Genomic DNA, 12,580 nt, shown 5'->3' with positions numbered 1-12,580 from the left:
ACGAACTACCTTAGCCTTATGGGCGCTACGATGTGGGCATGACTGAAACGAATCCCGCGATTGTTCGCCACACCATCTTCCAGAACTCACTGATGACCGCGCTTCTCGACGGCATCTACGAAGGCGAACTGACCATCGGAGACATCCTCGGCAAAGGGAACTTCGGCCTTGGCACCTTCGACGGGCTCGACGGAGAGATGATCATTCTCGACGGCGTCTGCTACCAGCTCACCAGCGACGGCAAAGCGCGCGTCGCCAGCCTTGACCAACGCACGCCGTTTACCGTCGTGACGAACTTTGTGCCGCGCATCCGCGTCGACGCGCCGAAAGGCATGCGCCGCGCGGAACTTGCCGAGTTCATCGACGCGCTCGAGCCGAGCCACAACTTCTTCTACGCCGTCAGAATCACCGGCACCTTCGACGAGGTGGTCACCCGCACCGTGACCAAGCAGGAGAAACCGTACCGCCCCATGACGGAGGCCATCGGCGATGACGCCGAGCACCACTTCACCGACGTACACGGCATCATCGGCGGCTTCCGCACGCCCGCCTACGCCAAAGGCATCGGGGTGCCCGGCTGCCACGTCCACTTCATTGACGACGCCCGCACAGCCGGCGGCCACGTGCTCGACTACACCATTAACGACGCCATCATCGAGCTGTGCCCCGCCACCGACATGGATCTGCACCTGCCGATCACGGCAGACTTCCAGGCAGGCAGTCTCAGCCCGAGCGACCTGGATAGCCAGCTGCACACAACGGAAATTAAGGAGTAGTTAGCGGCGGCGCAGGCTCTCGTCCAGCGCACGCTCCACCGCACGCGCCTTCCCCACCTGCGGGAAGAACACCGGCTGGTCGAACCCCCACAGGGCGATGGACAGCCCGCCGCGCTGGCGTCGAAAAGAATGAATCTGACGCAGCGGAATGGAATCGACCGCACCGCGCGCCGAGCGGGCGAGGATGCGGCGGTCGGTGAGCAGGAAACGCTGGCGGCGGTGGCGAACCACCGGCAACACGAAGCGCCACACCGACAGCAGCGCCCACACCGCAACCACGATGTTGTGCGCCTGGGGGTTCACAAACGGGGTGACGTCCATCCAGCCGATGGCAATCCAGGCGATCCCGGTGATCACGATGAGCTCGAGCAACGGGAAAATGAGGCTCGTTAACGGCGGGTTCGTGTCGGCGAGGACGGTCTCGCCCTCTGCCAGCTGAAACTTCACCCGCGACTGTTGCACGGCACAGATCCTACTGTTTCGGCCGGAGGTGGTGCACATCTCCGACGCTGTATGCCGTGCCGTCGATGATCACTTCGCCCTCGTCGTTGACGCCATCGACGGTGCCAATCACCTCGCCGTCATGCAGCTCAATGCGCACGTGCTGCCCGATCGTGCTGCACACTTTGCGGTAGTCGGCCAGCAGCTGCGGGTCGCGCTGCTGCCACTGCGCGAAACGTTCACCCATCGCGCACAGCACCTGCGTGGTGAAGTCCACGAAGTCGACGTCGATCCCCTCGAGATTCAGCGCCGTTGCGGTGGGGATGGGCAGCTGCTCGGGCTCGAAGTTGAGGTTGATGCCGATGCCGACCACTACGCGCCCGTCCGCCAGTCCGGAGAGAATCCCGGCGAGCTTCTTCCCGCCGATCTGCACGTCGTTCGGCCATTTGAGCTGGGCCTGCGGCACGACGTCGGTCACCGCGACGCCGGGCGCGATCGACAGCAGCCCGAACGGTGGCGGGTTGTCGTCGATGCGCAGCACCATGCTCATCGCCAGTTGCGCACCCTTCGGGCTGACCCACTTGCGGCCAAGTCGCCCGCGCGACGCCGTCTGCTCCCCCGCGATGAGCACGGTGCCCGGCTCGCCTTCACGCAACAGATCGTCGTTCGTCGACCCGGTGGTTTCCACCCAGCGCACCACCGGCCAATACTTTTCGACGCCCCGCTGGAGCCTGCTCAGTTCTTCAGCATTCATGTTGACCTAATCTAGCGCTACTGTTAGACACATGACGATTCAACGTTTCCTCCGCAAGGCACTCATCCCGACGTTCGGGGTGGCCGGCATCCTGCACTTCATCAAACCAGAACCTTTCGATTCGATCGTTCCCGAGTCCCTCCCAGGTGAGGCCCGGACGTATACCTACGCGTCCGGCGCCGCGGAGTTGGCAGCTGCTGTGCTGCTGGCCGCGCCCAAGCTTGGCCCGGCGTCACATGCGGGACACCAGAAACGTGCGCCGAAGCTGCGCAAACTCGGTGGTGGCTTCGCAGCAGCGCTCTTGCTGGCCGTGTGGCCTGCGAACTTCGAGATGGCCCGCCAGTGGCGCAACAAGCCGTGGCAAAAGCAGGTGATCAGCATCGGTCGACTTCCGCTGCAGCTGCCGCTGATCTCAGCTGCGTGGAGCATTTTCAAGGACCCGAGCATGCGCTAAGCGCGTTGCCCGTGCCGTGTTGGCGTCCTGGCACCTGAAACATAAGGGCCCCGCCGCGCGATTTATAATGTGGTTTTCTTTCCGTGCTAGTTAGACTGAGGCGATATGGGCGATAAATCTTCTTCCAAACCTGACATGTCGACGACTGCAGGCCGTATCCAAGATCTGCGCAACCGGCTTGACGAGGCCCAGGCGCCGCTTGGCCAGGACGCGATCGACGCCGTCCACGAGGCCGGGGACCTGACCGCGCGCGAGCGCGTTGAGCGGCTCCTGGACGCGGGCTCCTTCGTGGAGGTCGATGCGCTGGCACGCCACCGCGTCGAGGCGTACAAGATGGACCGCACCAAACCATCGACGGATGGTGTCGTGGCAGGCTACGGCCTCATCGACGGCCGCCGCGTGTGCGTATTCTCCCAGGATGCCACCATTTTCGACGGCGGCATCGGCGAGGTGTACGCCGAGAAGATCCTCAAAGTCTACGAGCTGGCCGCAAAGACTGGCGTGCCGGTGATCGGGTTCTACGACTCGCTCGGCCCGCGCTGGCAGGAGGGCGTCGTCACGGCGCATATGCAGGCGAAGATCCTGCGTGCCGCGACGCAGGCTTCTGGCCTGGTGCCGCAGATCGCCGTGGTTGCCGGTGAGGTGGCCACGCTTGCTGCCACGACCGTTCCGCTGGCTGATATGCGCATCATGGTTGATGGCGCGAGCCTGCACCTAGCTGCGACCGATGTGGCTTCCAAGGTCGCTGGCAGCGAGGTGACCGCGGAGCAGCTCGGCGGCGCCGACGTCCACGCGGCCACCACCGGTGTGGCCAACATTCGCGTCAGCACCGACGAGCAGGCTGTCGACGAGGTACGCAAGCTCGTGAGCTACCTGCCGCTGAACAACCGCGCGGCTGCTCCCGTGGCTGACGTCGCAGAGGGCGCTGACGCCAGCGTGCTTGATTCCCTGGTTCCCGACGAGGACGCCCAGCCATACGACATCACCACCGCCATCGAGACGATCACCGACGGCGACTTCTACGAGCTCGGCGGCGCCCACGCCGGCAACGTCGTCACCGGGTTCGCGCACATTGACGGTCGGGCGCTCGGCATCGTGGCCACGCAGCCAAGTGTGCTCGCCGGCTGTCTGAGCGCCGACGCAGCCCGAAAGGCCGCGCGCTTCATCCGCACCTGTGACGCCTTCAACCTGCCGCTGCTGCACATCGTGGACTGCCCAGGCTTCGTCCCGACCGTCGAGGAGGAGCAGGCAGGCGCCCTGTCCGCGGCATCCACGCTGGCGTACGCCTTCGCTGAGGTCCAGGTGGGCACCATCACGGTGATCACACGCAAGGCGCTCGGCACCGCCTACTCGGTGCTCGGCTCGAAGGGCCTGGGCGCTGACCTGGTCTTCGCGTGGCCGACCGCGCAGATCGCGCTGGCTGACGCACCGACGGCCGCCGAGGCGTTGGGCGTCGATACGCAGGCGTACGAGGAAGAAAACCTCAACCCCTACGTCGCTACCGAGCGCGGCCTTGTCGACGCCGTCATCGCACCAAGCGACACCCGCGCCCAACTCGTGGAGGGCCTGCACCTGCTGGAGCGCAAGGTTGTGTACCCGCCGCAGAAGAAGCACGGCAACCTGCCGCTGTAACCACGAAAGGAACGTATGTCTTCCCTCCCCTTCGACGTTGTGAAAGGCAACCCCTCCCCCGAGGAGGTCGAGGCGCTACGCCTCGTGCTGGAGCAACTGCAGCAGCAGGCGCAGGCGGCGAAGCGCGGGCAGCGCAACCTGTGGGGCGTAGCGCCCTCGCCGGTGCATGCGCCGACGCTGTTTAACCCGCTCGCGTTCTCCCCTTCGACGTACTCCTAAGCCATGCGGATTGTTCTCGCCTCACAGTCGCCGTCGCGCCGAATGCTGCTCGAGCAGGGTGGCGTCGAGCCGGTGCTTCGGCCCGCCAACATCGACGAGGATGCGGTGATCGCCTCGCTTGTCGACGCCCCACCAGCGCACACCGTCGCCGCCCTCGCCCGCGCGAAGGCTGAGACCGTCGCCGGCGAGTTCCCTAACGACGTCGTGGTCGGCTGCGATTCCATGCTGCTTTTGGACGGCCAACTGCTCGGCAAGCCGCACACCGTGGAGGCCACGATCGAGCGCTGGCGAGCACAGCGCGGCAAGACCGCAGAGCTGCTCACCGGCCACGCCGTCGCCTACAACGGCGAGTGGGTCACGGACACCGTGCGCACCACCATCCGCTTCGGCGAGGCGAGCGACACCGACATCGTGGCCTATGCCAATTCCGGCCAGCCGCTGCAGTGCGCGGGCGCGTTCACGCTGGAGGCGCTCGGCTCCTGGTTTATTGACTCCATTGACGGCGACCCAACCAGCGTCATCGGCCTGTCCATGCCGCTGCTGCGGCGCTGCCTCTATCACTTCGGACTGGACGCGTCGGAGTTCTGGGTATCCTAGTCGGCATGAAGTTCAACGACATGCTTGCCCCCGACCCAATTCACCTCCCAGAAGACCCAGCAACCGGCTGCGACCTACTTGCCGACGCCACCGCCGTCGCACACCCCGATTCCCCCGCCGTGTGGGCTGCCCGCGCCGAGCGCGAGCTGGCGGACGGCGACACGATCGTCGCCTACGCGTACGCCCGCACCGGCTACCACCGCTCGCTCGACCGGCTGCGCGCCAACGGTTGGAAGGGCTGGGGCCCGGTTCCGGCCTCGCACGAGGCGAACGTGCCAGTGCTCAAGGCCATCGCGATGCTCGCCCTGACCTCCAAGGCGATCGGTGACGACGCCGAGTACGACCGCTGCCGCCAAATGCTCTCCGACGCCGACCCGGACAGCGTCGCTACGCTCCTCTAAACCCCGGTCGGCGCCATGGCGCCTATGGCTAAACGCGACTAGGCGAACTTCGCCTCGACGCGCTTGATTGCCTCCTGCGCAACGAGCTCCTGGATGCCCATGTCGAGCTCGGAGGTAAAGCCAACGCAGGAGCAGTTGATCTCGCCGAGCACGTAGGTGTCCTCGCCGTTCTCGCCGTCGGCCAGCATGAAGTCCGCGGTCCAAACGAGCGGGATGTTGTCGCCGCCGAGGTTCTCGGCGATGACCGGGCGGGCCTCAGCGAACATGTCGATGAGCTCCTGCCATGCCTCTGGCTTGTCGTAGGTGTACGTTGCGCCGGAGAACAGGGTTGCGGAGAAGTTGTCGCCGCCCTCTGCGGGCTTCTTATGCACAACGAACACCGGGTGCGGTCCGACGAGCAGAATGCGGATCTCACCCTCGACGATGCGTGGCATGAAGCGCATGTCCACCAGCATGCCGTTGTCGCCAACGATGTACTGGTTGCAGAAGGTCATGAACTCGCCGAGCTCGCGCGTCTCGGTGTGGTTGTCGACGGCCTCGGTGCAGCGGATCTTGGTGTCCAGCGGCAGCGCGGTGCCCGGCTCGACGGAGACCGCGAGGTCCTCGTCAGCGATACGGACGCGCCAGATGCCTTCACCAGTTGAGCCACGGTTCTGCTTCAGCACGCGCTCGCCGTAGGACAGGGACGTCGGGAAGGTCTCGTGGAACGTCTCGACGTCGTAGTACGCGGCGGTGTCGGACGGGACGAGGTCGGTGTCCTTCAGCTTCACCAGGGCGTCCTTCGCGCCGTAGGCCATCATCTCGCCCGGCGTGGACATGCCGACCAGGCCCGCAACCGAAAGGCTGGTGAGCAGGTCGAAGTAGCCCTTCTCACCGCCAGGGATGTTGCCTGGGTTGACACGGGAGATGTAACCGTCGAAGTTCTCGGAGACGTAGGTGTAAATCGCGTCTTTCCACTCAGGGCGGTAGAAGACAACTTCGGCGTGCCATCCCATAGCCTTGATCGCGTTGACGATCGGCATGGTGTCTTTCCGGTGTCCGTCGAAATACTTATCTGAGCCGCCCTCGACCTCGAATACGACGATAGCTTTATGCATGGGGCACCTTTCTAGTCATTGTCCCACCTTGTGGGTGGAAACGGGTGTCTGTATGTTCCAATTAGTAACTTTATTTGGCAGGATGAATTTTTCCGCACTCGCCTGGGAAAACGTGCCCAAGTTCACACCGCGTATAACCCCCGTGAATACACCCTGCGCACGCGAGTGACACCGCGCACACTGGACCCGTTTTTGCGGAATTTTGCGTCACCTATTTTCCTTGACATGTAGGGTGAGGGGCAGTAAGTAACTTCGCTCTGTGTTATTGGCCATTGCTATTGGAGGTTAACCCACCGTGAGCATCGAACTCGACGATCACTCGCAGTTTGCGAACTACGCACATCCGGAACGATTCGTGTCAGCCGCGTGGCTTTCTGCACGCTTGGGCATGCCGGGTCTGCGGGTGGTCGAAAGCGACGAGGACGCCTTCCTCTACGACATTGGGCACATCCCAGGCGCCGTCCGGATCGATTGGCACAACGACCTCAATGATCCTGTGCAGCGCGACTTTATCGACGGCGAGGCCTTCGCAGAACTCATGAGCGCGCGCGGCATCTCCCGCGACGATACCGTGGTGATCTACGGCGACCGCTCCAACTGGTGGGCCGCCTACACAGCGTGGGTCTTTGAGCTGTTCGGTCACCCGGATGTGCGCATCCTCGACGGCGGCCGCGACGCCTGGATGGGTGAAGAGCGCGATACCTCCTTCGCGGTGCCGGAGTACCCACGCACTGAGTACCCGGTAGTCGAGCGCCAGGACGCCCCGCTTCGCACCTTCGCATCTGAGCTGCTGCAGGAAACCCCCGCCCAGCTTATCGACGCCCGCTCGCCCGAGCATTACGCAGGAGCAGAGGCGGCCGCAAAGGATGGTGGCGTCGATACTCTGCGCCACGGGCACATCCCCGGCGCAGTGAACGTGCCGTGGGGCAACTCCGTGTTCCCGAACGCGCGCCTCAAGGGCAGGGACGACATTGCGCACGTCTATAAAGACTTCGACCCTGCTACACCGACTGTGGTCTATTGCCAGCTCGGCGAAAGCGCGGCCCACACCTGGTTCGTGCTGAAGCACGTGCTCGGCTTCGAGCAGGTTTCGCTCTACGACGGCTCGTGGGCGGAGTGGGGAAACATGGTGCGCGTGCCAGTGGAGCGCGGCGAACGCTAAGCCAGAACAGGTTGGCGGCCAGTCGCACCGGACTTCTAAGCACATATCAGGCAGGTGGCGGTGGCGTAGTCGCCGTCGTGGCTGAGCGAGAGTGATACGACCGGTCACGTCAAGCTTTGCGAGGACAGGGCGGACCACTTCCCAGCCCATCCCGTTTGTGGGGCTCAAATTTGCGTTGGGCGACGGACCTTTGCGTATCAAAAGAGCCAGAAGTCGTCGCCATCGGTGTCGCTGCCATCGATGCGCTTGATGACGCGCCCTTCCTAGGAAATAATGAGAATGACCTCGTCGATTCATTAATCAAGCAAATAACCAGGAGTTGGGACTCCGAGAGCAGGTGACATAAATGGAAAAGCGCCGTACCCCTAATCAAGAGTTTTACGTCCCAAAGACCAACGTTCCTCCGAACGCGGGCCAGATCGCCGCGGCCAAGCTCATCATGAAGCGCCACCGCGAGGGCAAAGGCCGTGTGGAGATCACACCGAAGATCCGTTACCTCGCGAACTACGGAGACTAATTCTGAGTCTCTCCTGCTCTCCAACCCATTGCCAGGTTGGCTGCCAGGAATCACTTTCCCCGTGTCTGCACCCCGCGGCTACGCATAGGATCGCGGCGTTGAGTGCGCACACAAGCTCGGCGGTCACCGGCTGCCGGTCGTGTTTCGCACGCAGCGCAATTCGTGCAGCGTCCTGCAGGTCTTGGAGCAGCTGCAAGTCAGCCCGCGAGGCGATTCCGGCAGTGCTGCCATTTGCCAAGAACTCCTCAGTCGCAAGCCGTCTGGTACGGAGGTTGTCGAAAACCTTGCCCGCCGAATAGATCACTGAGGCAAAGTCGTCCATCCGTAGCATGCCTCGTAGTGTAACGCTGGGGTGCCACGTGGCGTCGGCAAGCAGGCACTTGGACGAGTGCCCTGTGTGTTCCGGCGCCAAGCACGAACCCCCTGGCACGCAGTAAGCGCTGGCTCGTCGACAAGCACAAACTGATAGTCTGTCGCCAAATGCTTTCCGACGCCGACCCAGGCAGCGTCACCACACCCCTCTCATCTAACCCCAGGACGAAACCATGACACGCATGCTTTTCAACCGCGCATCAGCTGCCACTCTCGCGGTATTGGCACCACTGACCTTCACCGCGTGCAGCTCCGAAACAGACACACCACCCGTCATCACCATTACACAGACCACCGTGGTGGAAGAGCCCTCGTCCTCAGACACCCCTGACACCGCCTCATCGCCTGCCAAGCAGCCAGCGCAGCAGAATAATGCGGATGCGTGTGTCCAGCTACCCAATGATCCACGCGAGGCATACCCCTCCAACTCGACGCCCGGGCGCATGCCCGCTGATGATGGCAGCGACTTCAACTACTGGATCGAGGACATCGACAATCGCTACGACCCGTGTCAGCGTCTGAGCTGGATCATCTTCCGCGGCTCACTCGGGGACAAGGACCGCCCAGCTGGCACCGGCGCCTCCATTACCGACGGAGTAGCGTTCTATGTCGACGGCAAACCAATCAAAGAGATGAAGGCTTTCGACCGAGTCGACAGCATCACCCCACTCGGGGACGACAGCGCAATCTTCGAATGGTCGGAGCGCGGCAGGTCTACAGCCGAAGGGCTCGTCAACCACTACTCTGCCGAGCTTCGCGCCACCGACGAGGGCATAGCAGCGGTCTCGGGGGACGTCGAAAAGTTCCACGACCGCTGGAGCTCCTCCATCAGCTACCTGCTAGGCACGTATGATTAAGCGCGCCCCCGCGACGCGTTTCATGCACTCCCCGCTATGAGAATCGCTGGGACCTACCGGCAAGTAGTAACATAGGGTGGCAAAATCCGATATATTTCGGCAAAGCTCAGACTCTTTGAGAAAGACGGGATTTTTTGTGCCTATTCACAATCAGCAAGTGACCAAGGTGTTGGTTGCAAACCGCGGCGAGATCGCGGTGCGCATCATTCGTGCTGCCCAGGATGAAGGCATCGCGTCCGTTGCGGTGTACGCGGACAGCGACGCGGCCGCACCATATGTTTCCCTTGCCGATGAAGCGTTCGCCCTCGGCGGGGAAACCGCCGCAGAGACCTATCTGGACATGGCGAAGCTGCTCAAAGTGGCGGCGGATTCGGGTGCGGACGCCGTTCACCCCGGCTACGGTTTCCTCGCCGAAAACGCTGAATTCGCACAGAAAGTTATCGACGCCGGTTTGACCTGGATCGGCCCCTCCCCCGAGGCTATCGCCACGCTGGGTGACAAGGTGGCGGCCCGTGCGATCGCCGAAGCTGTCGACGCCCCGATGGCCCCCGGCACGAAACATCCGGTCGCAGACGAACAGGAAGTCCTTGCGTTCGCAGATGAGCACGGCCTCCCGATCGCGATTAAGGCCGCCTACGGCGGCGGCGGACGCGGTATGAAGGTCGCGCATACGCGGGAAGAAATCCCGGAGCTGTTCGAGTCCGCGACCCGTGAGGCCGTTGCCGCTTTCGGCCGCGGCGAGTGCTTCGTGGAGCGCTACCTGGATAAGGCTCGCCACGTTGAGGCGCAGGTGCTCGCGGACCAGCACGGCAATGTCGTGGTCGTGGGTACCCGTGACTGCTCGCTGCAGCGCCGCTTCCAGAAGCTCATCGAGGAAGCCCCTGCACCGTTCCTCACCGATGAGCAGCGCGAGCGCATTGAGCGCTCCGCCGAGGCGATCTGTAAGGAAGCCGGCTACTCGGGCGCAGGCACCGTAGAGTACCTGGTTGGCGCTGACGGCCTGGTGTCTTTCTTGGAAGTCAACACGCGCCTCCAGGTAGAGCACCCGGTCACTGAGCTGACCACCGACCTGGACTTGGTACGCGAGCAGTTCCGTATCGCCCGCGGCGAGCAGCTCAGCATCACGGAGACCCCAACGCCGCGCGGGCACGCATTTGAGTTCCGCATCAACGGCGAGGACCCAACTATCAACTTCATGCCTTCTCCTGGCCCGATCAACGTCTACCGCGAGCCAGCCGGGCCCGGCGTGCGCGTGGACTCCGGCGTGCGCGAAGGTTCGGCGATTAACGGTCAGTTTGACTCGATGCTGGCCAAGCTGATCGTGTACGGCGCAACGCGCGAGGAAGCGCTGAATCGTGCCCGCCGCGCGCTTGCGGAATACGTCGTCGAGGGCATCCCGACCGTGATCCCCTTCCACCGCGCAATGGTCGAGCACGACGCCTTTATCGGCGACGGCACCTCGTTCGACGTCTACACTCGCTGGATCGAAGAGACCTGGGATGGCGAGATGCCAGCCGTCACCGCAGCTGATGGTGAAGGTGTGGAGGGCGAAGCAGGCGTCGATAAGCAGGTGTTTGCCGTGGAGGTTGACGGCCGCCGCATCGAGGTAGCCCTGCCTTCCGCACTCGTGCCCGGTGCGGGCCCTGCTCGCAAGCCGAAGAAGCGCCGCGCATCGGCCGCGAAGACCGCCGCATCCGGCGACGCCGTGACGGCGCCGATGCAGGGAACTTTAATCAAGGTCAACGTGGCAGAGGGCGACACCGTCGCTGAGGGCGACGTCCTCGTCGTGCTCGAGGCGATGAAGATGGAAAACCCGGTCAAGGCGCACAAGGATGGCGTCGTGACGGGCCTGGCCGCCGAGCAGGGCGCTCAAGCGGCCAAGGGCGCAACGCTCATGGAGTTGAAGTAGCCCATGGACTTTAGTTTCCGTCGGGCCACCGAGTCCGACCGCACGTACCTCGAGCGTATTTACTTCCTCGCCGAGGCGCACGGTGATGAATCGAGCGAACTGTTCAGTGACTACCCCACCTACGCCGCAGGCTACATCGGCGACTGGGATCCGGAGCGCGACGGCGGCGTCATCGTCTACGACGCCCTCGGCGTACCGGCCGGGGCGATCTGGCTGCGGTTCTGGGAGGATACCTCCGCCGTGGGGTGGGCAAACCTTGGGCCGGATATCCCCGAGTTCGCCATCGCGATTGAAGCCCGCGCGCAGGGCAAGGGCCTGTCACGCACGATGATTGAGCAGGCTTGCGAGCTCGCGCGCGACAAGGGTGCGCGACAGCTCGCTTTATCTGTCGACGCCGACAACCCCAAAGCCCGCCACGTCTATGAGAAATTCGGCTTCCGGGATGTTGCCGATGCCCCACACCCGGGCACCATGGTTATTGACCTCTAGCCGCTGCTATTGAGCGCCACGATTCGACGATAGAGACGATGTCGGGTGCCGCGGCGACGAGTACGCCCAACACGATTGCCAGCACGACTGGCAACACACCGCGCACTGCGGAGTCATCCTCGGAGGACAGCGAGTCCAGGCGCTTGCCCAACTGCGCCCCTGCCTTCGCGGCCGTTTCTACTGGGCGCTTGGCGGTGTGCACCACGGGGCCGTCGATATGGAACCAGCGCTTGAGCACCTCGATTTCGTCATCGCTGCCGTAGTCGCGGCCGTCTTCCGGGTGAACCGCGCGGGAAAGCCCGCGCACGCCCGACGATGAGGAGATGTTGCTCACGCCCGAGTACGGCCCGATCATTCCTTTGCCTTCGACCCACACGGGTGCACCGGAGTCGCCTGCCTGGCCATTTGGGAGCGTACTGAACACCGTGTTGCCGAGGCGCGCAGCGAACGAACCGCAGCGCTTCGCCTTCGTCACCCCGCCGTAGGTACACACGCGATCCTTCGAGGTCAGCGTCGTGCCTGGGGAAATAAGGGTGTCTCCGCTGAGCCAGTTCGGGCCGAGGGCCACGCCGTCGTCCCAGACCACCATGGCCCAGTCGTTCGCGGTGTAATCCTCCTCATCGCGGTACAACGGCGAGGGGATAAACGTTCCGGTGAGGCCTTCGGCCCCCTGGACGGTGACACGATCCCCGTTGCTGCCACAGTGGGCGCTGGTGTAGCTCACGCCCTGGTTTTTGTCATTCATCGCGACGGTGCATTTCACGTTGCTACCAACAACAATCAGACCCCCCTGCTGCACCACCGGCGCCGCGACCGCAGCCCCGTGTGAGATACCAAGGGCCAACGCCACAGTGACGGCCCCGATGCCGCGTGCAGTTCCTCCTCGCATAGGCCACAGGGTAC

General features: G+C 63.6%; 15 protein-coding genes. 11 read left to right on the top strand and 4 right to left on the bottom strand.

Going from position 1 to position 12,580, the window contains the following annotated elements; translation table 11 throughout:
- The first annotated feature begins 38 nt into the window (after positions 1–38).
- The gene (gene budA, locus QP752_RS02125; RefSeq protein ID WP_070477688.1) at positions 39–776 is read left to right on the top strand and encodes an acetolactate decarboxylase; all 738 of its coding nucleotides are present in this window, start codon (positions 39–41) and stop codon (positions 774–776) included.
- Here the strand turns inward: budA and QP752_RS02120 are convergent, their stop codons facing one another.
- Complete coding sequence (locus QP752_RS02120; RefSeq protein ID WP_246814899.1) at positions 777–1,238, bottom strand: hypothetical protein; 462 nt, start codon at positions 1,236–1,238, stop codon at positions 777–779.
- A gap of 10 nt (positions 1,239–1,248) precedes the next feature.
- Positions 1,249–1,971, bottom strand: a complete 723-nt coding sequence (locus QP752_RS02115) for a biotin--[acetyl-CoA-carboxylase] ligase (protein WP_256006209.1) — start codon at positions 1,969–1,971, stop codon at positions 1,249–1,251.
- 31 nt (positions 1,972–2,002) lie between these two features.
- On the opposite strand from QP752_RS02115, the gene QP752_RS02110 reads away from it, so the two are divergent.
- The 5 genes from QP752_RS02110 to QP752_RS02090 all read left to right on the top strand — a co-directional run bounded on the left by QP752_RS02110 (position 2,003) and on the right by QP752_RS02090 (position 5,274).
- The gene (locus QP752_RS02110; RefSeq protein ID WP_070362977.1) at positions 2,003–2,425 is read left to right on the top strand and encodes a hypothetical protein; all 423 of its coding nucleotides are present in this window, start codon (positions 2,003–2,005) and stop codon (positions 2,423–2,425) included.
- A gap of 105 nt (positions 2,426–2,530) precedes the next feature.
- A complete protein-coding gene (locus QP752_RS02105) occupies positions 2,531–4,057 on the top strand; it encodes an acyl-CoA carboxylase subunit beta (RefSeq protein ID WP_284804168.1) in 1,527 nt (508 codons plus the stop codon).
- Between the two features lie 15 nt (positions 4,058–4,072).
- Positions 4,073–4,276: an acyl-CoA carboxylase subunit epsilon gene (locus QP752_RS02100; protein WP_070362979.1), complete on the top strand. Its 204-nt coding sequence runs from the start codon at positions 4,073–4,075 to the stop codon at positions 4,274–4,276.
- A gap of 3 nt (positions 4,277–4,279) precedes the next feature.
- Positions 4,280–4,873: a nucleoside triphosphate pyrophosphatase gene (locus QP752_RS02095; protein WP_284804166.1), complete on the top strand. Its 594-nt coding sequence runs from the start codon at positions 4,280–4,282 to the stop codon at positions 4,871–4,873.
- A gap of 5 nt (positions 4,874–4,878) precedes the next feature.
- Positions 4,879–5,274 carry a DUF3151 domain-containing protein gene (locus QP752_RS02090; RefSeq protein ID WP_070477678.1) on the top strand — a complete coding sequence of 132 codons (396 nt, stop codon included), beginning with the start codon at positions 4,879–4,881 and terminating at the stop codon, positions 5,272–5,274.
- A 38-nt stretch (positions 5,275–5,312) separates the two neighbouring features.
- On the opposite strand, the gene QP752_RS02085 is transcribed toward QP752_RS02090, so the two are convergent.
- Positions 5,313–6,371, bottom strand: coding sequence for a Cj0069 family protein (locus QP752_RS02085; RefSeq protein WP_070477676.1), 1,059 nt, complete (start codon positions 6,369–6,371; stop codon positions 5,313–5,315).
- A 295-nt stretch (positions 6,372–6,666) separates the two neighbouring features.
- Between QP752_RS02085 and QP752_RS02080 the strand changes: the two genes are divergently transcribed.
- From QP752_RS02080 to QP752_RS02060, 5 genes are all read left to right on the top strand, one after another.
- Positions 6,667–7,533, top strand: a complete 867-nt coding sequence (locus tag QP752_RS02080) for a sulfurtransferase (RefSeq protein ID WP_284804163.1) — start codon at positions 6,667–6,669, stop codon at positions 7,531–7,533.
- Positions 7,534–7,879: 346 nt separating this feature from the next.
- The gene (locus QP752_RS02075; RefSeq protein ID WP_168156198.1) at positions 7,880–8,050 is read left to right on the top strand and encodes a hypothetical protein; all 171 of its coding nucleotides are present in this window, start codon (positions 7,880–7,882) and stop codon (positions 8,048–8,050) included.
- A gap of 545 nt (positions 8,051–8,595) precedes the next feature.
- The gene (locus QP752_RS02070; RefSeq protein WP_256007748.1) at positions 8,596–9,279 is read left to right on the top strand and encodes a hypothetical protein; all 684 of its coding nucleotides are present in this window, start codon (positions 8,596–8,598) and stop codon (positions 9,277–9,279) included.
- 136 nt (positions 9,280–9,415) lie between these two features.
- The gene (locus tag QP752_RS02065) at positions 9,416–11,188 is read left to right on the top strand and encodes a biotin carboxylase N-terminal domain-containing protein (RefSeq protein ID WP_070975884.1); all 1,773 of its coding nucleotides are present in this window, start codon (positions 9,416–9,418) and stop codon (positions 11,186–11,188) included.
- A gap of 3 nt (positions 11,189–11,191) precedes the next feature.
- Positions 11,192–11,677 carry a GNAT family N-acetyltransferase gene (locus QP752_RS02060; protein ID WP_070975883.1) on the top strand — a complete coding sequence of 162 codons (486 nt, stop codon included), beginning with the start codon at positions 11,192–11,194 and terminating at the stop codon, positions 11,675–11,677.
- Here the strand turns inward: QP752_RS02060 and QP752_RS02055 are convergent.
- Positions 11,664–12,566, bottom strand: a complete 903-nt coding sequence (locus tag QP752_RS02055) for a S1 family peptidase (protein WP_256006204.1) — start codon at positions 12,564–12,566, stop codon at positions 11,664–11,666. The genes QP752_RS02060 and QP752_RS02055 overlap by 14 nt on opposite strands.
- Between the last annotated feature and the right edge of the window lie 14 nt (positions 12,567–12,580).

The organism is Corynebacterium sp. UMB10321 (genome assembly GCF_030228725.1).
In the GTDB taxonomy this organism is placed as follows: domain Bacteria; phylum Actinomycetota; class Actinomycetes; order Mycobacteriales; family Mycobacteriaceae; genus Corynebacterium; species Corynebacterium pseudogenitalium.
This window is presented reverse-complemented; position numbering and strand designations above follow the sequence as displayed.

Coding starts and splice junctions, on each gene's coding strand:
- budA (WP_070477688.1), top strand. CDS start 39: ATGACTGAAACGAATCCCGCGATTGTTCGCCACACCATCTTCCAGAAC.
- QP752_RS02115 (WP_256006209.1), bottom strand. CDS start 1,971: ATGAATGCTGAAGAACTGAGCAGGCTCCAGCGGGGCGTCGAAAAGTAT.
- QP752_RS02110 (WP_070362977.1), top strand. CDS start 2,003: ATGACGATTCAACGTTTCCTCCGCAAGGCACTCATCCCGACGTTCGGG.
- QP752_RS02105 (WP_284804168.1), top strand. CDS start 2,531: ATGGGCGATAAATCTTCTTCCAAACCTGACATGTCGACGACTGCAGGC.
- QP752_RS02100 (WP_070362979.1), top strand. CDS start 4,073: ATGTCTTCCCTCCCCTTCGACGTTGTGAAAGGCAACCCCTCCCCCGAG.
- QP752_RS02095 (WP_284804166.1), top strand. CDS start 4,280: ATGCGGATTGTTCTCGCCTCACAGTCGCCGTCGCGCCGAATGCTGCTC.
- QP752_RS02090 (WP_070477678.1), top strand. CDS start 4,879: ATGAAGTTCAACGACATGCTTGCCCCCGACCCAATTCACCTCCCAGAA.
- QP752_RS02085 (WP_070477676.1), bottom strand. CDS start 6,371: ATGCATAAAGCTATCGTCGTATTCGAGGTCGAGGGCGGCTCAGATAAG.
- QP752_RS02075 (WP_168156198.1), top strand. CDS start 7,880: ATGGAAAAGCGCCGTACCCCTAATCAAGAGTTTTACGTCCCAAAGACC.
- QP752_RS02070 (WP_256007748.1), top strand. CDS start 8,596: ATGACACGCATGCTTTTCAACCGCGCATCAGCTGCCACTCTCGCGGTA.
- QP752_RS02060 (WP_070975883.1), top strand. CDS start 11,192: ATGGACTTTAGTTTCCGTCGGGCCACCGAGTCCGACCGCACGTACCTC.
- QP752_RS02055 (WP_256006204.1), bottom strand. CDS start 12,566: ATGCGAGGAGGAACTGCACGCGGCATCGGGGCCGTCACTGTGGCGTTG.